We start from the raw sequence: 18,570 nt of genomic DNA on the forward strand, positions 1-18,570 counted from the left end.
GGTTTCCTTACTTAAAAGGTATATGTGTAGAAATGTTCTGTCTTTAACCATCTTAACGCATCAGGATCTTCCGCGTCCAGACGTTTTTGCATATCTTCCATCATCCATACTGTTTGGGAAGCATGTGCATTCATCGCTCCAAGCTTTCTCTCAGTCACGCCAGACACATCATGATGAACATCGGGATGACCGATTTGCTCTACCGTGTTGTTGTCGAACGCAATCGTATACAGCTTCGGACGTTCGGAGTCTGCCATTCTACGGATGGCTTCGACAACTGCGCGACCTGTAGCATCATGATCGGGGTGTACAGACAATCCTGGATAGAACGAAATCATCAGTGAAGGATTCAATTCTTCTATCAAGTCTGTTACAAGCTTCACCATTTTTTCATCGTCCTCAAACTCTACCGTTTTGTCGCGAAGTCCCATCATACGTAAATCCGTTAGTCCCATAGCGTCCGCTGATGCTTGTAGCTCTTTTTTGCGGATCATTGGTAACGTTTCGCGGTTGGCGAATGGAGGATTCCCAAGATTTCGTCCCATTTCACCGAGTGTAAGACAAGCATATGTCACAGGGACGCCCATTTCGATATAAGTTGCAATTGTTCCCGAAACACCGAAGGCTTCATCATCCGGATGTGGGAAAATGACTAATACATGACGTTCTTTTTCCATCTCAATTGGTCCTCCTTTTATTAATACGTAAACGGAGTTTCGCTAATTTCGAAGGCTACGGCCAATTTTCCATCTGGTCCTAGACCCGCCATCAGCAGACGTCCGTGTTCATCTAATTCATAGTGTGTAATTCCTTGTGCGTAAATCCACCCGGATGGTAGCTTCAATCCGATACGGTGTGGGGAGTCGCCCGCCACTTTTCCAAGTTCATAATTCACGACGATATTGCGGATAAACGCACCTGCGTTAAAGAATCCTTCTTGAAAATGCGCAGCATAAGAGCCGTTTGTCGTCTCCAAATGAATGTAGACATCTTTGCCCGCAAAGGAATCGATCAAGCTCTGAAGCTGATCTCGTTGTACAAGTTCCACATGTCTTCCTCCTCTGGCTGTATTTTTACTCTGCCTTCAATTATATCGGGAAAGCGAAGCAATTGCGATTTTGCGGTTTCAGCAACAAAAAAGCACGGAAGGACTTGCCCTCCCGGTGCTTGTGTATTTTAAACTTCAGTTGTCGTAATTTTAAATCCATCAAAACGGTTTTTAGCACCGTGCATGACAGGTCCAACATACTCATTCAACTTCCAGCCATTCGCAATTGCAGCGGCAACAAACGCTTTTGCCTCGATCACTGCATCTTTAATGCCTTGGCCGTTTGCTAAGTTTGCTGTAATCGCAGCAGCAAACGTACAGCCCGCCCCATGGTTATAGTGAGTATCTGTTTTTTTGGATTCCAATAAAAGATGTGTCTTTCCGTCATAGAACAAGTCCGCCGCTTTATCGTGCTGCAGTTGCTTACCGCCTTTAATGACGACATTGCGTGCACCGAGAGAATGAATCTTCTCAGCTGTCGCTTTCATCTGCTCAATTGTACTAGGTGTTTTCATACCTGCCAGTTGTCCAGCTTCGAATAAGTTAGGCGTTACGATTTCAGCACGTGGAAGCAAGTATTCAATCATTGCGTCGACGGTTCCAGGGTTCAGGACTTCATCTTCCCCCTTACAAACCATAACAGGGTCAATTACGACGTGTGTTAGCTCAGATTCAGCAATAGCTTCACCTGCAGTTTGAATGACTTCTTCCGTGCTCAACATCCCTGTTTTAATGGCATCGATGCCAGTGGATAGGGCAGTTTTGATTTGTGATTTAATCACATCGATTGGAAGGGAATAGACATTGTGGCTCCAATGCTTGTCCGGATCCATTGTGACGACAACTGTCAAGGCAGTTATGCCATACGTACCAAGTTCTTGGAAAGTTTTAAGGTCTGCCTGTATGCCGGCGCCGCCGGATGTATCTGATCCTGCAATTGTCAAAGTCTTTTTCAACGTCATTATAGAGGGCTCCTTTACGAATAGGGTATACTTAAGTGTACTTAATCAGAAAAGCAAATACAAATTGTCGAATTATGCACGAAACAGCTTTAGGAGGATGAATCCAAGTCCCCCTCCTACGACTAGACAGATTGCACTTCCTAAGTAATGACCTCCTTGTGCGAGACCGATTGTTAGCGCAACGAGAAACAACGTAGCGATGCCGAAGATGCCATAGAAGAAGAACATTCCTACACTTTTGGAGGAATCAGAATACGATTCTCCATCTTTTGCGGCTTCTGCAATACGCTTTACTTTTTCACGGATTGGAACGTTAGACAAGGTACCCCCTCCTTCGCGCCATCATACCATGACGGAATACTTGTCTGCACGGGAATTTTCCTGCAAACTGTACGTACTGAGTAAGGCTGTTTTTTTATCAACTATAAAGAAAGACCAATAGCTAGAATCGCTTTTGAAAAGGAGGACTGACATGAAGAACGATAACAACTCGAATGACGAGCGGAAACTGGAAGAAATCGAGAAGTTACTGAAAGAGATAAAAGCATCGGACAAAGAAAGTGCAGTTACGGTGGATGAAGCGTTTGCACGACCGAAAAAGAGGCGCCGAAGTCTATGGCACATTCTTACGCTATTTTTCTCGCTATGGCGTAAATCGTTTCTCATTATCGCGCTAATCGCGATTCTACTCATTGCTTCTCTGCCGTTTATTGCTTTCTATTTATTGAAGCAAGGAAGCACATACACTGAACAAAAAACAAGCTTTCTAGAGCAAATTCAAGACTTGAATGAAATGGCAACTGCAGAAGCCTATACAAAAGTCATCATTGAGCGTCAAGACAACCAGCTGTTCGGCCAGAGTATCGGACTCAACCTCCCAGGTACGAAACGCCAACTGCTTGTAGTAATACCAGGCGCTATCAAGGCAGGTGTGGATTTATCAACAGTGAGCAAGAAAGACATGGATATCAATGAGGCCAAAAAAACCGCAACACTCACGTTGCCGAAACCTGAATTCCTTGGAGGGGCTGAAATTTTCTTTGACCAAGTTGAAGTGTACTCGTTTGAAGGCGTATTCCGAGAGAAAGCCGACATCACAGAAGCGTATGAACTTGCTGAAGAAGCGAAGAAATTGATTCGTGAAGAGAGCGCTGGACAAGGCGTGTTGGAAACTGCTGAGAAAAATGCAGAACAGACGCTACGTGAAATGTTTTCACTGGCGGGATATGACGTGACGATTCAGTTTGAGGAGTGAGTGTAGTGAAACCACATTTCGAAAGTCAATGGGATGCAGTGCTTGAAGACACTTTTGACACCTCGTCCTACGCGCAGTTGCGTGAGTTTTTGAAGAAGGAATATACAGAACAAAACGTCTATCCTGAAATGGATACGATATGGAACGCATTTAGACATACCCCATATGAATCGGTGAAAGTGGTCATTTTGGGACAAGATCCCTACCATGGGAAAGGACAAGCACATGGCTTAAGTTTCTCGGTTCAACCGGGTGTTAAAAAACCACCGAGTTTGCGCAACATATTTAAAGAGCTTGCTAGTGATATTGGCTGTTCTGTTCCTGAATCGGGCTCCTTGCTAGGATGGGCGCAGCAAGGCGTACTTTTGTTGAACACCGTATTGACTGTACGCGAGGGAAAAGCCCATTCTCATCGTAAGCAAGGATGGGAGACGTTCACGGATGAGGTAATCCGGAAGCTGTCTGATCGCGACGAGCCAATTGTTTTTATTCTCTGGGGGCGTCCGGCACAAGAGAAAAAGCGACTCATCGATTTGACAAAGCATGTTACCATTGAGTCAGTGCATCCAAGTCCACTTAGTGCCAATCGAGGATTCTTCGGGTCACGTCCGTTTTCGAAAACGAACGAACAGCTTGCTTCCTGGGGAGAAACTGAGATTGATTGGTGCAAGACAGATCAGTAAGAATTAAGTTGAATGCTAGTGAAGGGAGGCGGCCGTTGTTATGGCTGTGAATTGCTTTCAATGCTGTCATTTCTACGTCACGTGGGATCCGAAGCATCCACGCGGTTGCAAAGCGTATGGGTTTAAAACGCGCGAGCTGCCCTCTGCAGTTGTACTGCGCTCTTCAGGGATGGAATGCATGAAGTTTGAACCGAAGAAAGGAAGCGGTGGCGCATGATTTCCACAAACCGTGTACTAGAAGAATTACAACGACAACTGACAAATGCGAAAACGACGTCGGATGAAGCAGCGATGCGCGAATCGATTGCAGCGATGCAGTCGCTATGCGGTTTAATACTTGGAGAGAAGACAGCGCAGTTGCCAACCACAGAAGGTAATTTGAAGTTTTTGTCTGCTAGTAATGGAGGGGAAGGGGCTTCTCCAATTGATATGTCGTCCATTAAAAAGATAAACTCCTCTCCAGTGCAATCTAGTCTTGAAGGTAAAGTTTTAGAGGAAGAAGATGCAAATGGCGGTTCGCTGTTTGACTTTTGATGTAAATTATTTGGAAAGAGGGAAGACAACATGCCATTTTTCATTATCGCAGGTGCAGTAAACGGTGCAATTGCTGTTGCGCTCGGAGCTTTTGGCGCGCACGCATTAGCTGACAGATTATCTGCACATTACTTAGACGTTTGGGAGAAAGCGGTCCACTATCAAATGTTTCATGCGATCGCATTACTCGCAATCGGAATTTTGATGAGTCCAGCACTTTTCGGATCATCTACTGCATTATCATGGGCAGGATATCTCCTGTTAGCTGGAATTATTATTTTCTCAGGTAGCCTGTATGTATTGAGCTTGTCGGGAATCGGCATCCTTGGTGCAATTACACCTATTGGTGGTGTCGCATTCATTGCTGGTTGGATTATGCTTATTGTTGCAGCTTCGAAGTTTGGAAATTAATGAAATGAAAACACCTGCATCCTCGATTAGAGGGGCGCAGGTGTTTTTTGTTATGGACGCTGTGGGAAGTAATTGAGTTCTTCGTTGAATTCCGCATAATCAAAGTAAATCATCGGGAAGAGGAACCGTTTTCCAGTCCCTTGTTCAGATAGAATCACATGATCACGACCAGCTGCTTCCACCATACCGGTGACAGCTTTTACATTCGTACCAGCCTCCATTGCATTTTCGAATGAAAAGTGGAACGTTCCAACCTTTCCTCGGTTTAGCCGTAAAATATTCTCAATGTATGATTCTTCACGAAATGCGCCCGCTGGCGGACGTCCGCTCGGAATGGTGACTTGCGGTGGTACGTTTTGTTGCTGTTGCGGTTGTTGGGGATACTGATATTGCGGTTGCTGATAGTTAGGTGTCCATTGATATTGAACCAAATCATCATCCTTTCAAAGTTAAACTCTTGGGCAATCTTGTGCGGTTGGCGAGAAGAAACAATGTGATTTGTATCGGCCCGTATTGTATTGACCGTACCATTGCTCTGGGCAATCTCCTGCGGGCATGAAAAACCAGAGAGACCGTTCTGCAGGCGAGAACCGTTCACCTTGCACCGCACGCCGTGCCAATTTGCGATCTACCTCACGGGCGCGTTGATAAAAGTAACCTTTCGTCGTTGCTTCAAAGCCACCGGGTCGCTGGAATACCATATCCTCCAGGTCGCGAATATTTGTGAAATCCAGGCAGTCCGCAAGAACCCGGTTTACACCAACATTACCGACCATGAGCATCCCGAGCTGGCCTTCGCCTTCGGCTTCCGCACGCATCAAGCGCGCCAGCAAATCGATATGCTTATCCGTCGTCTTAATCACCGCCACACGATAACCCCCTCACAGGTATCCTATGAACGGAGTGGCGGAAACATACCAAGCATTACGAAGTACTCGTAATTTGTTGAGTTACTCATAAAATTTGGGAAAGTGCTCATAAAGTGAGGGAAGTGATCATAACTTCTGGAAAGTGCTCATAAAGTGAGAGAAGTGATCATAAACTCTGGAAAGCGCTCATAAAGCGCGGGAAGTGATCATAAACATTGGAAAGTGATCATAAACTCTGCAGAATTGTTCGGAAATCAATAGAAATCCTCAAAAAAAATCAGCCAATTCTCAGAAACTGGCCCTATTCCGTACGACATTACTAAAAATAAGCGAAGCGCCAACAAATCAAGACCTTACAATGGTTCAAGCGCTACCCTTTGGAAGAAAGAGTGTTTTTAAGTAAAGAAAAGGGTCACTAAACTTCAAGTTTAGCCCTCAAGAACAGCTCAAAATGTTAACTTGGCATAAGCTATTCCAATCAGTCTGGGAAAAAGCTACACTCAATGAAATAGAAAGGAAGGATGTCCATGCTCTATAAACAACGAACAAAACCGAAGCAGTTAGAGGGACTTCAATCACTCGCAAGCAGATTATCTTCCACACATGAAAAGTACCGATTTATCAAAGACGAATTATACAAAGTGCGTGCAGGATATGGAGGCGAGCAAGAATACGACCGCTGCATGAAAGAAGTCCATACTGATTTTCCCCATGCGATCTTGCATGACCTCAGTCTTCAGCAAAATGGTGTGCAATTTCAAATCGATTCTTTATTTATTGCACCAGATAGAATCATTATTACTGAAGTCAAGAATATTGCAGATAAAATCATAGTCAAAGCGAATCCGACACAATTTCTAAAAGAGTCGCAAACTGGTACTCGTGCTGTATTTAGAAATCCAGTTGCAGAAGTAGAGCGTAAAATTCACTTTTTGAACAACTGGTTGAACGACTTTGATATCCAAATACCAGTAACTGGCCTCATCACATTTGCGCACAACAACGAAATCCTCATCGAAGAGCCACCAACTATACCGATCCTACCGAATTACGAAGCGCCTGCTTTTTTTAGAGAATTACCTCTCGAGTCTTCCACATTATCCAAGCAAGATATCCAAAAACTTGCGCATACCTTCTTAAAATATCACCAAGATTTCGATCCATTCCCGCTAATCGCGAGGTATGGACTTCATCCTACTGAATTGAATAATGGGGTTCTTTGCCGTAATTGCCCGAATGAACATGTAGTCCTGCGTGAAGGGGACGTATGGAGTTGTCCACTATGTGGACATAAAAGTAAGGTACCTTATGAACAGGCAATCGAAGAGTATTTCATGCTCGTTGGAAAGTCGCTGACGAACAGGGAGTTTTGTGGGTTTACAGGTTTGACATGTCGCCATACAGCAAAACGGCTATTGTCCAGCCCCCTTCTTCAAAAAGTCGGAACTCGTAAAGCCACCACGTATACACTTGCCAAGTAAAACTAAGATAGATTGGCTGCGCTTCGCCTTGCGAAGCGTTTTTTGTGATGTATTTAGGAATTTCCATGAATGAAAATGTGTGTATGTCATGGTTGGAGTGTTTGGGAGGGGAGAGATTTAGAGAAGTGCTCATAAATCGTGGAAAGTGATCATAACTTCTGGAAAGTGCTCATAAATCGCGGAAAGTGATCATAACTTCTGGGAAGTGCTCATAAATCGCGGAAAGTGATCATAACTTCTGGGAAGTGCTCATAAATCGCGGAAAGTGATCATAACTACTGGAAAGTGCTCATAAATCGCGAAAAGTGATCATAACCCCTGGGAAGTGCTCATAAATCGCTGAAAGTGATCATAACTTCTCGGAAGTGCTCATAAATCGCTGAAAGTGATCATAACTACTGGAAAGTGCTCATAAATCGCGAAAAGTGATCATAACTTCTGGGAAGTGCTCATAAATCGCTGAAAGTGATCATAACTTCTGGGAAGTGCTCATAAATCGCGGAAAGTGATCATAACTTCTGGAAAGTGCTCATAAATCGCGAAAAGTGATCATAACCCGCAAAAAAATACTCATAATCCCCAGAAAACTACCCACCCCTATAAAAAAACGCCCCGGGAATTCCCCAAGGGCGGCTCACATGCTAATCTACCTTCACACCGTGAAGAAATCAGCGCGTGTGTCATCTTGTAAAATGGTTCCCACGAAGAACTCGCCGAACTCGCTGTAGCGCGCGCTCACTTCGTCAAAACGCATTTCATAGATTAATTTCTTGAACTGAAGCACATCGTCCGCGAATAGCGTAACACCCCACTCATGGTCGTCGAAACCGACAGAACCGGAGATGATTTGCTTCACTTTGCCAGCGTAGCTGCGACCAATCAAGCCGTGGCTGCGCATCATTTCTTTACGGACATCCATGTCAAGCATGTACCAGTTGACGTCGCCTTCGCGCTTCTTGTCCATTGGGTAGAAGCAGACGTATTGGCTGCGTGGAAGTTCAGGATACAAACGTCCGCGAACGTATGGATTCTGGTATGGATCTTCATCAGAATCTCCGCCAGCTAAGTAGTTAGAGAGTTCCACTACGGATACGTACGAATACGCAGGAAGAGTAAAGTCTGCGATCGTGAGTTTATTGAATTCAGCTTCAAGCTGTTGCAATTCGTCCATAGTTGGGCGCAACGTCATGAGCATGAAATCGGCTTTTTGACCGACGATTGTATAAAATGCATGGCTGCCTGTTTTGTTTTCATCTGCTACGTTCAACTTGTCTAGAAACGCAACGAACTCGTCAACCGCGTGCTGGCGCTCTTCTTTGGAAATGAGTTTCCAAGAGGTCCAGTCCATAGTACGGAAGTCGTGTAATACATACCAGCCATCCAGCGTTTGTGCTGCTTCAATCATGAGAAATCGAACTCCTTTAAATTGAGATTCGTACGGGTGGACGGAGAAAAACTCCGAGGCAGCCGTTCTTTTCTCAGTGTACCATAATGGGCAACCTCAATTCAGCCAGGACACTGGATGTCATGAATTCGACACTACACTTCGAGTGGAAGAGGGATGAATTGTGGTGTAGACTGAGGATAATCAAACTAAAACTTTCACATACAGGAGTCTACTTATGACAGCAATTGAATCCTATTTATCCATACCGACATGGCGTTATATAGATGAATCCCTATCAGCTAAAAGTCGATCTGCATTAGAATCATTCGCAGCAGACGATACACTTTGCCAGCTAGTCGGGCAACTACAAAGTGCGCCAACCGTCCGTACATGGGTACACGATCATACAATTGTTCTAGGTGTTCAGGATCATCGACTCCCACATCTAGAACGTGCATTACCAGCCATCCACGAGGCAGGATATAAAACCATCGTCCGAAATTCAGGTGGACTTGCGGTCGTCCTCGATAGTGGAGTGCTCAACATTTCCATCGTATTATCTGAACAAAGTGGTTCAATCGATATCTCAGTAGGGTACGATGTCATGCTTGAATTTATCCGCATGTTATTCCCGGAAACAGGTGACAGGATCCAAGCCTATGAAATTGTAGGATCGTATTGTCCAGGTAGCTATGATCTTAGCATCGATGGGAAGAAGTTCGCAGGAATCTCCCAGCGTCGATTACGACAAGGCGTCGCCGTCCAAGTCTATCTATGTATTGAAGGCAGTGGTAGTGAGCGGGCAACACTCGTCAAGAGGTTATATGAAACTGGGGTTGGAGGAGAGACGACGAAATTTTCCTATCCTAACATTCAACCAGAAACAATGGCATCGTTATCCGAATTACTTGACCAACCGCTCACTGTTCAAGATGTCAACTTGCGAATTCAACACCAGTTGAACGTGCTTGCAGAAAACGTCCAGTCTGGCGGTTTCCGTGACGAGGAAATGGAACTCTACACGTTTTACTTGAATCGTGTCGTCGAACGGAACGCCAAAATGATTGCTAGAGGTTAACGAAAATATAAAAAAGAACCGCCTATTTTAATGAATAGGGGGTTCTTTCGAGATTAAATTTCCGTTTTGCTCCATTTTGAAAGAGGGAGCGGTATGCTCGTCTTCCTCGTTCAATGTAACGAGACGACGCGCTCGGTTCATAATTTCAACAAATTGCTCATAGTCATCGCGAATTGATTTATTATCTTTTTTCAGACGCTCCACCATGTTTTCAAGCTCATTAACGCGGGTTTGAGCAGTTTTTGCGGTTTGTTGCCAACGCAAAGCATCATTATTGATACCACCTGAGTGGTGCATGCGTATTAAGAATGCAATCACCGTATCCATAGAAAGGGCAGAAAGCGGAACAGATACTGCGCGTTGGTCTTCTTCATTCGTTTGAACCGAGTAAAGAGGGGTCGCACGACGTTTGAAGTCTGTACCAAGTACTCGCAATGCTTGCTTCCGTTCTTTCTTCGCTTGTGCCAATTCTTTCTCGTAGTCTTGTCTTACCACAGCATTCCAACGAAATCCACATGCTGCTGCAGTTCGGTTTAAAGCATCTCCGACTTCTTCAAATGCACTTAACTGAGTGCTGCCTTCTCGCACGTGTCGTAGTACCGTCTCTGCCAATAACGTATCGTTTTCTTCCAACCATGCATCTTGTCTAATTTTAACCATCTCCAATGCCTCCTAATAATTCGTTCTCTCTTTCTACTGACAGCATGGACAGCACGCGAGAAATTTATACAGAACAAAAGATTGATACTTTCATCTTTTTTCGAATGTGCCATTTGCAGCTGTCGAACTTGCTGATTTTTGGTATACTAGATAAACGTTGAACGGAGGTGCGATATGTCGTACGAGCATGAGAAACTGGCAGAAGAAAAGGTGTTTAAAGACCCGGTACACCGCTATATTCACGTGAGAGATCGCGTCATCTGGGATGTCATTGGCACTCGAGAATTTCAGCGGCTGCGCAGAATTCGGCAGCTTGGCACAACATATCTCGTCTTTCATGGAGCGGAGCATAGTCGATTCCAACACTCGCTCGGCGTCTATGAAATTGTCCGTCGCATCATCGATAGCGGATTCGGAGGACGTCCCGAGTGGAATGAGGATGAACGGCTGGTCGCGCTTTGCGCAGCACTCCTGCATGACCTCGGCCATGGACCGTTTTCACATGCGTTCGAGAAAGTATTCGATTTGGATCATGAAAAGTTTACACAAGCAATTTTGTTAGGGGATACGGAAGTGAATGCAGTGTTAAGCCGCGTCAGTCCAGAGTTCCCGCAACGTGTAGCCGATGTGGTCGGTAAAACGTACAAGGACAAGCTTGTCATCAGTTTGATATCTAGCCAAATCGATGCAGACCGTATGGATTACTTGCAGCGGGACGCCTATTACACGGGCGTTCAATATGGACACTTCGATATGGAGCGAATTTTGCGCGTCATGCGTCCTGCAGAAGAACAAGTTGTCATTAAGTCAAGCGGCATGCACGCTGTCGAAGATTACATCATGAGTCGCTACCAAATGTACTGGCAAGTCTATTTCCATCCCGTTTCCCGGAGTGCAGAAGTGATTCTCATTAAGATTTTGCATCGCGCAAAAGCGCTATATAAGGATGGCTACTCGTTCAAACAAGATCCCTTACCATTTCGTTCTTTTTTTAATAAAACCATTACACTCGAAGACTATATCTCGTTGGATGAAGGTGTCTTATTTACATATTTTCAGCTTTGGATGAAAGAGCAAGACCCAATTCTATCTGACTTATGTCGTCGATTTATTAATCGTAAGTTATTTCAATATGCCGAGTTCGATCCTGCGAAAGAATATCGCAAAATTGGTCAACTTGATTCATTGTTCAAAGAAGCGGGCATTGATCCCGAATATTATTTAGTTACGGACTCTTCTTCCGATTTGCCATATGATTTTTATCGCCCAGGAGAAGAAAACGAACGCGTTCCGATCTACTTACAACTTCCAAATGGGGAGTTGAGCGAACTGTCACGGTCATCCGATATCGTCGACGCCATTTCCGGCAAACGGCGTACGGACCACAAAATTTATTTCCCTGAAGATTTACTCGAAGCAGGGCAAGAGGACAATCCTCTCTATAAGGAAATTTTACAGCTAGTAAGAGGCTAGAAAGGAGCGTGCGCAATGCTTGCGGAACACGCGAAAATCGTTCAGATGATTTCTCTGGCGGATGAAGTCAATGGAAGAAAGAAATTACAGAAGATGGTCTACATATTGAAAAAGATGGAGTTTTCCTTCGTAGAAAAATACGAATTGCACATGTACGGCCCCTATTCAGAGGAGCTGACGTTGCGCGTCGAAGAGCTGTGCGAAATGGGGTTTTTAGATGAAACGTGCACAGACAAAGGGTCATACGTCCAATACACCTACCAGGTAACTGAAGACGGACTTAAGTTTTCAGAAACGGGAGACGCTCCAGTAGCCTCCCTTGCGCCATGCATCAGCAAGTTGAATGACCAGAGTTCACGCTTCTTGGAACTCGTCTCCACATTGTTATATTTCGATCATTTAGAGCGTACAGAGCAAATCGAAAAAGTCCGTATCGTCAAGAATAAATTAAATTTCTCTGATGAAGAAATCGACGCTGCATTTGCATTTATCGCAGAAATGTCAGCCTGTGCTGCCGCATAATTCATTCCACTAAAAAACCGGATGCGTAAGGGAATTCCTTGCTACATCCGGCTTTTTTTATTGGTCACTCAAACGTTTTCCACCAACCGCATAATGATTCTTCGGCATTTCTTCGATGAATACCACAATGTTTTCCCGTGGTGCATTGGCTGTTTCCATAACCGCTTCCGTCACTTTTTCTACCATGGCACGCTTTTGTTCTTCCGTACGGCCTTCCAACATCTTTACAGTTACATACGGCATACAATTTCCACCTTCCCATGAATTTCGGTATAGTAGATATACTAACAGATAGAAAGGGGTTTGCGGAAATGGCAGACGAACAAAAACCGAAACAAAAGTTAGGATTCACAATTATAAAGAACGACCCGACCGATGGCCATAAAGGATTTGGCATCGGATCGCTATCGTTGGAAAACATCACACCCGTCATGGTTGACACACAAGAAGAACTCGCTTCCATCGAAATTGGCGCAATGCATGCGAAAAGCGATATTGAGCGGGGGATCAAGTTCACAACAAATCGAGAAGACTCTGAAGGCGGCAAGCTCTACTGGCTCGTCTGGGTCACGATTGATTTCAATGAAAACGGACCGTATTATGCGGGAGTTACGTCTTGTGAAATGATTGTCAACCGCGAAAAACGTCGTGGATATAAGGTGCTCGCAGATCACGTGAATTTGATGGATAAATCGATGAAGCGCCGCATTATCGTCGACAAAATGGATGAAAAGTCCAAAAAAGTTTTAGCTGACTTCCTTAAAACGCACAATGTAGATATGTGGAACAACAGTGAACCGAAACTGCACATCGATCTCAGTAAATCCACCCCGCATTTATGAAATAGGTCGAAAAATCACTAAAAATCAACAATCGGTAGTTGAATGTCACGACAAAACGAAGTAAACTAAAGTTAGCTTGCAATTGCTAAGCTAGGACACTCGGGTTCGCCCGACAAAAAAGCTTCCCGCCCGTTAGACCCAACAGGCAGGAAGCTTTTTTCGTTGTGAACAGGAAGTTTTTTCTATTGAAAAGGCGTGAAGCGTTCTAGCGGCTCATGCTAAGCTTAATCAATTGCGTATGGGCACGTCTCGGGGAACCAATCCGCTCGTTCCACGTACGCCCCCCCTCGTATCAGAGGGCGACCCGCTCGTTCCCGCGAGTCACCCGCTCGTTTTCGCGAGCGACCCGCTCGTTCCCGCGAGCGACCCGCTCGTTACCGAGTGCAACCCGCTCGTTTTCGCGATCCACCCGCTCGTTACCACGTGCGACCCGCTCGTTCCCGCGAGGAACCCGCCCGTTTCCATGATCCACCCGCTCGTTCCCACGTGCGACCCGCTCGTTAGCGCGGGAAACCCGCCCGTTCCCGAGTGCAACCCGCTCGTTTCCCCGGGTAACCCGCTCGTTCAAAAAGGATCCTCTCTCATTCCAACATCACTCAAAAAACGAAAATGGGAACAACTCGAATTCCTTCTCTTTCTTGGAACCGGTCATCCGTGACTCTCGCAACGTTTTATCTGTGCAGAGTTGCTTCGGGACATCCTTCTCTTTCATATAAACAAGCCGCTGCTTACTGCACCCTTCAACCGCCAATCCGCCCGTTTCGATGTCTACAGTCACGCCCTTCACGCCCTTGGGAGGAAGAAAGGGTTCAGAAAGCAATCCTTCATGAGCACCTTCCATAAACTCAATCCAAATCTGCTTCGACACAGATTTATCGATTGCATTTTCTAACTGTTTCCCGATGTCATAGCCTGTCCATATACCCGCAGTCAGCGTTGGTGAATAACCAATCAAATATTGATCGGATATCGTCGTTCCTGACTTAGCGGCATAAGGACGAGATTGCTTCGCTCGCATTGAAATTCCTGTAGAAGTTAAATAGTCATTGAATACAGGGTCAAACATGCCGGTCATTAAATGCGTCAACACAAACGCATTCTGCTCTGTCATTGCCCGCTTTTTCGTTTGTTCAGGATGCTCGTATACAAGTTTTCCACGAGAATCTTCAATGGATAAAATCATCACGGGTTTCACTTTCTTTCCGCCAGAGGCGATTCGATTATACGCACCCGTCATTTCAAATAGCGTCACAGAAGACGTCCCGAGTGCTACCGCAGGAGATTCCGGAAACTTCACATTGATTCCTAGGTTTTTCGCCATTGCATTGTACTTTTTGTATCCGACCTCTTCCAGCGTTTTCACGGCGTAAATGTTGTCCGACACCGCAACCGCCTGAGCGAGCGAAATCGGATGATCCCCGAACTTGCCGTTCACGTTGCTCGGTTCATACGAAGAACGACCGTCATCATAAGTGAAAATTGTTCGCTCTGTCGAAATATACGTAAGGGGACTAAACCCATCTTCCAATGCAGCCGCATACAAAATGGGTTTCATCGCAGAGCCTGGTTGCCGCTTCGCCTGGGTCACCCGGTTATAGGGGCTACCGGCAAAACTCCGGCCACCAACCATTGCCGTCACTTCACCTGTCTCGGGTTTCATCGCAACGAATCCGATCTGCAACTCATTTTCAGGCATCCTGTCCGCAATAACCTCTTCAGCGGTCTTCTGATGCTTCAGGTCAAGTGTCGTCTTAATGGTCCATCCGCCTTCAGCAGGGTACCGTCCTTTGTCGGTCAAGATTTTTTCTGCCTCTTGCCACACCTCATTCAAAAAATAGGGGGCGACATCTTTAGAACTTGTCCAATCTTCGGCTTTAAGCGCTAGGGTCTGGTCTGCAGCTCGATCTTTTTGCTCGGAGGATATGAACCCTTGTTCTTCCATTAATCGCAAAACAATTTTTCTTCGATCTGTAGATTTTTCTAAATTTGCTACCGGGGAATAAATCGAAGGACCTTTCGGAATTGCTGCAATCGTGGCGGCTTCTTCCAACGTCAGTTCACTCGCTGATTTCGCAAAGAAATACCGACTTGCCGCTTCTACACCATACATTCCATGCCCAAAATAGACTGTATTCAAGTAGCCTTCTAAAATCTTTTCTTTATCGTAAAACAACTCCATCCGATACGCGTAGAGCGCTTCGTTTGCCTTGCGGGTCCATGACTTTTCGTTAGATAAATACAAATTCCGCGCATACTGTTGCGTAATCGTACTTGCACCTTCTACTTTTCGACGAGCCTTCACGTCTTTCAGCACTGCGCCGCCAATCCGTTTGTAGTCAAACCCGTTATGCTTATAGAAGTTTTTATCCTCTACTGCAATGAACGCGTCAACAAGGGAAGGGGACATCTCGTCAATAGCGACCCAGTAACGACGCTCTCCTGAAAAACGATCACCGATTTCCTTATCATTACGGTCCATAAAAACAGATGCTTCAGGAACGCTTAATGAAGGCGCGCCGGCAATTTGTGCATACACTCTCAGGCAGACAAGCACTGTGAACAGTGCGGTTGCAGCAGTAATTGCGACTAGCCCGGCGAAACGGTACCGTGCTCTACGCTTATTCTTTTTTACATAGTCCGTTCGCCGCATCTCATCCCATCCTTCTAGACACTTGTTTGAGAGTAGTATGCGAAAGGTCGACGCAAATTAAACGGAAGACTTGGAAAAAACGCATCTCGTCAAGCAAAGATTGAAAAAAGGACAGTTGGAAGGCTATAATAGAGAGATATATGAAATTAAAGGCGGTGAGTGGATGGGAACGCAAAATTCGGCGATGCCGGTGAAGATTAAGCTAAAGTCGGCAATCCAACATCCCGGACAGGAAACCGATAAATATGAGCTCGAAATAGAAGGAACTATCGTTGAAAAAGCAGGCAGTCGATACTTGCGCTATGAAGAAGAGCAGAATCGTGAACTCATAAAAACGATGATTAAGTTGGACCCAGAAGACGCAATCGTTATGCGGACAGGCGCCATCCGGATGAGACTCCCATTTAAATTGAACGACAAGCGCGTGGGAACCTACGCCAATGGACCACTCGCGATGGACTTGATTGTAGTAACAAAAGCACTTTTCATTAAATCTGAACAAAAAGCAGGCGAGTTCCATGTGCATTACGACATGCACTCAGAACAATCCTTGCTCGGCAGTTACCAACTAACTATTCACTATGCGGAGGGAACACTATGAATGCAGTAGAACAAATTCAGCACGAAGTTAAGATCGCCTTGCATAACGCAGTTCTGGCGACAGGTTTAGTAGAAGAGACGGAAGTACCAGCCATCAAGCTGGAAACCCCAAAGAGTAAAGAAAATGGCGATTACGCAACAAACATTGCCATGCAGCTCACTAAATTAGCAAAAAAGCCTCCGCGCGCGATTGCCGAAGCAATTCTTGAGAAATTGGATAAAACGGGTACATCCATCGAATCGATCGACATTGCAGGTCCAGGATTCATGAACATTATTTTGAAAAAGGATTACTTAGATGACGTTGTAAAAACAGTTATCGACCAATCCGCGACATACGGTCGTAACGACTCGGGCAAAAATGAAAAAATCCAGGTCGAGTTTGTTTCCGCCAACCCAACTGGGGATTTACACTTAGGACATGCTCGTGGTGCCTCACTCGGAGATTCCCTTTGCAACATTCTCGACTTTGCAGGCTACGACGTATCCCGCGAATACTACATTAACGATGCAGGTAAACAAGTTGAAAACTTGGCGTATTCAGTAGAAGCACGCTACTTTGAAGAACTTGGACTTGAGAAAAAAATGCCGGAAGACGGTTATCAAGGTCCGGATATCATTGAAATTGCTAAGAAACTTGTTGAAGAAAATGGCGACAAATTTGTTCATATGTCTGATGAAGAGCGTTATGCATTCTTCCGTGAATACGGCTTGAAGATCGAACTCGGCAAATTGCAACAAGACTTAGCGGACTTCCGTGTACCATTTGACGTCTGGTTCTCAGAGACATCCCTATACAAAGACGGCAAAATCGACGTAGCGCTGAACAAGCTACGTGAAAATGGTCACGTCTTTGAAGAAGAAGGTGCGACATGGTTCCGTTCGACTGAGTTTGGTGACGACAAAGACCGAGTACTCATTAAGAATGATGGCTCGTATACGTATTTGATGCCAGATATTGCCTACCACGAAGACAAATTGAATCGTGGATTTGATAAGCTCATCAATATCTGGGGTGCAGACCACCACGGCTACATTCCACGTATGAAAGCGGCGATTCAAGCACTTGGTTATGACCGCGATACGTTAGAAGTGGAAGTTGCGCAAATGGTGCAGCTCTACAAAGATGGCGAGAAGTTCAAGATGAGTAAACGTACTGGCAAAGCCGTTACACTTCGTGAACTTGTTGAATTGGTCGGCTTAGACGCAGCACGGTACTTCTTCGCAATGCGTTCAGGTGATGCACAAATGGACTTCGACTTGGATCTAGCCGTTTCTAAATCCAATGAAAACCCAGTGTATTACGCACAATATGCACACGCCCGAATTTCTTCAATTTTACGTGCAGCTGAAGAAAAAGGCGTATCCGCATCTGTTGCCAACGTATCGTTGTTGAAAGCCGAAAAGGAAATTGATTTGATCAAAAAAATCGGGGACTTCCCACAACTCGTCAGCGACGCAGCGCGCCTTCGCGCACCGCACCGCATCACGACATACATTCAAGAACTTGCATCCACATTCCATAGTTTCTACAATGCGGAAAAAGTGTTGGATGATGAGAATCGTGAGCTATCTGAAGCACGCCTAGCGCTGATCACAGCAGCTCGTACAACGATTGCCAATGCTTTGAAACTAGTTGGCGTTGCAGCACCAGAACGTATGTAATTTATTACTTCAAGCCCTCCATTAGATTGTGGAGGGCTTTTTTGTGTGATCAAAAACAAGCGAAGCGCACCCAATTAAGCCTTTAAACTAGGTTGAATTGTGTCCCGTTATCGAGAAACTTTGCTAAGTGATGGAGAAATACCCATATGTGTCGGAGAACTCAGCCGGAGTGTCGGAGAAACCCCTGCAAGTGTAGGACAAATCCCCGTAAGTGTCGGACAAAAGATTTTGCAGAATTTCCTCACGGAGAAACGGGTAGCCCATTAAAAACAAGCGAAGCGCACCCAATGAATCCCTTAAACGAGGTTGAATTGTGTCCCGTTATCGAGAAACTCCTCTAAGTGATGGAGAAATGCCCATATGTGTCGGAGAACTCAGCCGGAGTGTCGGAGAAACCCCTGCGAGTGTAGGACAAATCCCCGTAAGTGTCGGCCAAAAGATTTTGCCGAA

The 18,570-nt window shown here is 45.3% G+C and carries 23 protein-coding genes; 12 read left to right on the forward strand and 11 right to left on the reverse strand.

All coding sequences use genetic code 11. From position 1 onward, the window contains the following. Positions 1-11: 11 nt before the first annotated feature. The 4 genes from bshB2 to M3197_RS00820 all read right to left on the reverse strand — a co-directional run bounded on the left by bshB2 (position 12) and on the right by M3197_RS00820 (position 2,331). Positions 12-677: a bacillithiol biosynthesis deacetylase BshB2 gene (gene bshB2 / locus M3197_RS00805; RefSeq protein WP_251658121.1), complete on the reverse strand. Its 666-nt coding sequence runs from the start codon at positions 675-677 to the stop codon at positions 12-14. Positions 678-697: 20 nt separating this feature from the next. Then, complete coding sequence (locus M3197_RS00810) at positions 698-1,048, reverse strand: YojF family protein (protein WP_025785533.1); 351 nt, start codon at positions 1,046-1,048, stop codon at positions 698-700. Positions 1,049-1,176: 128 nt separating this feature from the next. Then, positions 1,177-2,010 (reverse strand): bifunctional hydroxymethylpyrimidine kinase/phosphomethylpyrimidine kinase, encoded by an 834-nt coding sequence (gene thiD / locus M3197_RS00815; protein ID WP_251658122.1) that lies wholly within the window; start codon positions 2,008-2,010, stop codon positions 1,177-1,179. Positions 2,011-2,082: 72 nt separating this feature from the next. Further along, positions 2,083-2,331 carry a hypothetical protein gene (locus M3197_RS00820; RefSeq protein WP_251658123.1) on the reverse strand — a complete coding sequence of 83 codons (249 nt, stop codon included), beginning with the start codon at positions 2,329-2,331 and terminating at the stop codon, positions 2,083-2,085. Between the two features lie 151 nt (positions 2,332-2,482). Between M3197_RS00820 and M3197_RS00825 the strand changes: the two genes are divergently transcribed. Genes M3197_RS00825 through M3197_RS00845 form a run of 5 tightly spaced genes read left to right on the forward strand, consistent with a single transcriptional unit; the run spans position 2,483 to position 4,893 of the window. After that, a complete protein-coding gene (locus M3197_RS00825; protein ID WP_251658124.1) occupies positions 2,483-3,265 on the forward strand; it encodes a DUF4230 domain-containing protein in 783 nt (260 codons plus the stop codon). A 5-nt stretch (positions 3,266-3,270) separates the two neighbouring features. Beyond that, positions 3,271-3,948, forward strand: a complete 678-nt coding sequence (locus M3197_RS00830) for a uracil-DNA glycosylase (RefSeq protein WP_251658125.1) — start codon at positions 3,271-3,273, stop codon at positions 3,946-3,948. A gap of 40 nt (positions 3,949-3,988) precedes the next feature. Beyond that, complete coding sequence (locus M3197_RS00835; protein WP_025785538.1) at positions 3,989-4,165, forward strand: hypothetical protein; 177 nt, start codon at positions 3,989-3,991, stop codon at positions 4,163-4,165. Continuing rightward, positions 4,162-4,482 (forward strand): YwdI family protein, encoded by a 321-nt coding sequence (locus M3197_RS00840; RefSeq protein ID WP_251658126.1) that lies wholly within the window; start codon positions 4,162-4,164, stop codon positions 4,480-4,482. Before M3197_RS00835 ends, M3197_RS00840 begins: the two co-directional genes overlap by 4 nt. Before the next feature lie 30 nt (positions 4,483-4,512). Beyond that, positions 4,513-4,893 (forward strand): DUF423 domain-containing protein, encoded by a 381-nt coding sequence (locus M3197_RS00845; RefSeq protein WP_125102574.1) that lies wholly within the window; start codon positions 4,513-4,515, stop codon positions 4,891-4,893. A 50-nt stretch (positions 4,894-4,943) separates the two neighbouring features. Here M3197_RS00845 and gerQ read toward each other — a convergent pair whose 3' ends face one another. Beyond that, positions 4,944-5,324 (reverse strand): spore coat protein GerQ, encoded by a 381-nt coding sequence (gerQ, locus tag M3197_RS00850; protein WP_025785541.1) that lies wholly within the window; start codon positions 5,322-5,324, stop codon positions 4,944-4,946. Positions 5,325-5,342: 18 nt separating this feature from the next. Further along, the gene (locus M3197_RS00855) at positions 5,343-5,762 is read right to left on the reverse strand and encodes a cell wall hydrolase (RefSeq protein ID WP_251658127.1); all 420 of its coding nucleotides are present in this window, start codon (positions 5,760-5,762) and stop codon (positions 5,343-5,345) included. A gap of 527 nt (positions 5,763-6,289) precedes the next feature. Here M3197_RS00855 and M3197_RS00860 point away from each other — a divergent pair. Beyond that, complete coding sequence (locus M3197_RS00860) at positions 6,290-7,243, forward strand: nuclease-related domain-containing protein (RefSeq protein WP_251658128.1); 954 nt, start codon at positions 6,290-6,292, stop codon at positions 7,241-7,243. A gap of 652 nt (positions 7,244-7,895) precedes the next feature. Here M3197_RS00860 and hemQ read toward each other — a convergent pair. Then, a complete protein-coding gene (gene hemQ, locus M3197_RS00865; RefSeq protein WP_251658129.1) occupies positions 7,896-8,648 on the reverse strand; it encodes a hydrogen peroxide-dependent heme synthase in 753 nt (250 codons plus the stop codon). Positions 8,649-8,865: 217 nt separating this feature from the next. Between hemQ and lipL the strand changes: the two genes are divergently transcribed. Beyond that, positions 8,866-9,708 carry an octanoyl-[GcvH]:protein N-octanoyltransferase gene (gene lipL, locus M3197_RS00870; protein ID WP_251658130.1) on the forward strand — a complete coding sequence of 281 codons (843 nt, stop codon included), beginning with the start codon at positions 8,866-8,868 and terminating at the stop codon, positions 9,706-9,708. A gap of 27 nt (positions 9,709-9,735) precedes the next feature. Here the strand turns inward: lipL and M3197_RS00875 are convergent, their stop codons facing one another. Next, complete coding sequence (locus M3197_RS00875) at positions 9,736-10,368, reverse strand: RsfA family transcriptional regulator (RefSeq protein WP_251658131.1); 633 nt, start codon at positions 10,366-10,368, stop codon at positions 9,736-9,738. Between the two features lie 174 nt (positions 10,369-10,542). Between M3197_RS00875 and M3197_RS00880 the strand changes: the two genes are divergently transcribed. Together M3197_RS00880 and M3197_RS00885 are read left to right on the forward strand one after the other, a co-directional pair. Beyond that, positions 10,543-11,841 (forward strand): HD domain-containing protein, encoded by a 1,299-nt coding sequence (locus tag M3197_RS00880; RefSeq protein WP_251658132.1) that lies wholly within the window; start codon positions 10,543-10,545, stop codon positions 11,839-11,841. Positions 11,842-11,856: 15 nt separating this feature from the next. Further along, positions 11,857-12,363: a YwgA family protein gene (locus M3197_RS00885; RefSeq protein WP_251658133.1), complete on the forward strand. Its 507-nt coding sequence runs from the start codon at positions 11,857-11,859 to the stop codon at positions 12,361-12,363. Positions 12,364-12,420: 57 nt separating this feature from the next. Here the strand turns inward: M3197_RS00885 and thmT are convergent, their stop codons facing one another. Further along, positions 12,421-12,606: a 2-hydroxymuconate tautomerase gene (gene thmT, locus M3197_RS00890; RefSeq protein ID WP_025785549.1), complete on the reverse strand. Its 186-nt coding sequence runs from the start codon at positions 12,604-12,606 to the stop codon at positions 12,421-12,423. A gap of 68 nt (positions 12,607-12,674) precedes the next feature. On the opposite strand from thmT, the gene M3197_RS00895 reads away from it, so the two are divergent. After that, entirely contained in the window at positions 12,675-13,205 is a 531-nt protein-coding gene (locus M3197_RS00895) for a YwhD family protein (protein ID WP_251658134.1), read from the forward strand. Positions 13,206-13,526: 321 nt separating this feature from the next. Here M3197_RS00895 and M3197_RS00900 read toward each other — a convergent pair whose 3' ends face one another. Then, positions 13,527-13,739: a hypothetical protein gene (locus tag M3197_RS00900; RefSeq protein ID WP_251658135.1), complete on the reverse strand. Its 213-nt coding sequence runs from the start codon at positions 13,737-13,739 to the stop codon at positions 13,527-13,529. Positions 13,740-13,797: 58 nt separating this feature from the next. Continuing rightward, positions 13,798-15,855 (reverse strand): transglycosylase domain-containing protein, encoded by a 2,058-nt coding sequence (locus M3197_RS00905; RefSeq protein ID WP_251658136.1) that lies wholly within the window; start codon positions 15,853-15,855, stop codon positions 13,798-13,800. A gap of 70 nt (positions 15,856-15,925) precedes the next feature. On the opposite strand from M3197_RS00905, the gene M3197_RS00910 reads away from it, so the two are divergent. Both M3197_RS00910 and argS read left to right on the forward strand, forming a co-directional pair. Beyond that, positions 15,926-16,456 (forward strand): YwiB family protein, encoded by a 531-nt coding sequence (locus M3197_RS00910; RefSeq protein WP_251658137.1) that lies wholly within the window; start codon positions 15,926-15,928, stop codon positions 16,454-16,456. Next, positions 16,453-18,120, forward strand: a complete 1,668-nt coding sequence (argS, locus tag M3197_RS00915; protein WP_251658138.1) for an arginine--tRNA ligase — start codon at positions 16,453-16,455, stop codon at positions 18,118-18,120. Before M3197_RS00910 ends, argS begins: the two co-directional genes overlap by 4 nt. Positions 18,121-18,570 lie beyond the last annotated feature (450 nt).

It is taken from the genome of Sporosarcina aquimarina (assembly GCF_023715615.1).
GTDB classification, from domain to species: Bacteria; Bacillota; Bacilli; order Bacillales_A; family Planococcaceae; genus Sporosarcina; species Sporosarcina aquimarina_A.

Excerpts from the sequence above, each read along its gene's own strand:
- M3197_RS00880 (WP_251658132.1), top strand. The coding sequence starts at position 10,543 with ATGTCGTACGAGCATGAGAAACTGGCAGAAGAAAAGGTGTTTAAAGAC.
- M3197_RS00835 (WP_025785538.1), top strand. The coding sequence starts at position 3,989 with ATGGCTGTGAATTGCTTTCAATGCTGTCATTTCTACGTCACGTGGGAT.
- M3197_RS00885 (WP_251658133.1), top strand. The coding sequence starts at position 11,857 with ATGCTTGCGGAACACGCGAAAATCGTTCAGATGATTTCTCTGGCGGAT.
- M3197_RS00905 (WP_251658136.1), bottom strand. The coding sequence starts at position 15,855 with ATGCGGCGAACGGACTATGTAAAAAAGAATAAGCGTAGAGCACGGTAC.
- M3197_RS00840 (WP_251658126.1), top strand. The coding sequence starts at position 4,162 with ATGATTTCCACAAACCGTGTACTAGAAGAATTACAACGACAACTGACA.
- M3197_RS00860 (WP_251658128.1), top strand. The coding sequence starts at position 6,290 with ATGCTCTATAAACAACGAACAAAACCGAAGCAGTTAGAGGGACTTCAA.
- thiD (WP_251658122.1), bottom strand. The coding sequence starts at position 2,010 with ATGACGTTGAAAAAGACTTTGACAATTGCAGGATCAGATACATCCGGC.
- bshB2 (WP_251658121.1), bottom strand. The coding sequence starts at position 677 with ATGGAAAAAGAACGTCATGTATTAGTCATTTTCCCACATCCGGATGAT.
- M3197_RS00895 (WP_251658134.1), top strand. The coding sequence starts at position 12,675 with ATGGCAGACGAACAAAAACCGAAACAAAAGTTAGGATTCACAATTATA.
- M3197_RS00845 (WP_125102574.1), top strand. The coding sequence starts at position 4,513 with ATGCCATTTTTCATTATCGCAGGTGCAGTAAACGGTGCAATTGCTGTT.
- hemQ (WP_251658129.1), bottom strand. The coding sequence starts at position 8,648 with ATGATTGAAGCAGCACAAACGCTGGATGGCTGGTATGTATTACACGAC.
- thmT (WP_025785549.1), bottom strand. The coding sequence starts at position 12,606 with ATGCCGTATGTAACTGTAAAGATGTTGGAAGGCCGTACGGAAGAACAA.
- M3197_RS00825 (WP_251658124.1), top strand. The coding sequence starts at position 2,483 with ATGAAGAACGATAACAACTCGAATGACGAGCGGAAACTGGAAGAAATC.
- M3197_RS00875 (WP_251658131.1), bottom strand. The coding sequence starts at position 10,368 with ATGGTTAAAATTAGACAAGATGCATGGTTGGAAGAAAACGATACGTTA.
- argS (WP_251658138.1), top strand. The coding sequence starts at position 16,453 with ATGAATGCAGTAGAACAAATTCAGCACGAAGTTAAGATCGCCTTGCAT.
- lipL (WP_251658130.1), top strand. The coding sequence starts at position 8,866 with ATGACAGCAATTGAATCCTATTTATCCATACCGACATGGCGTTATATA.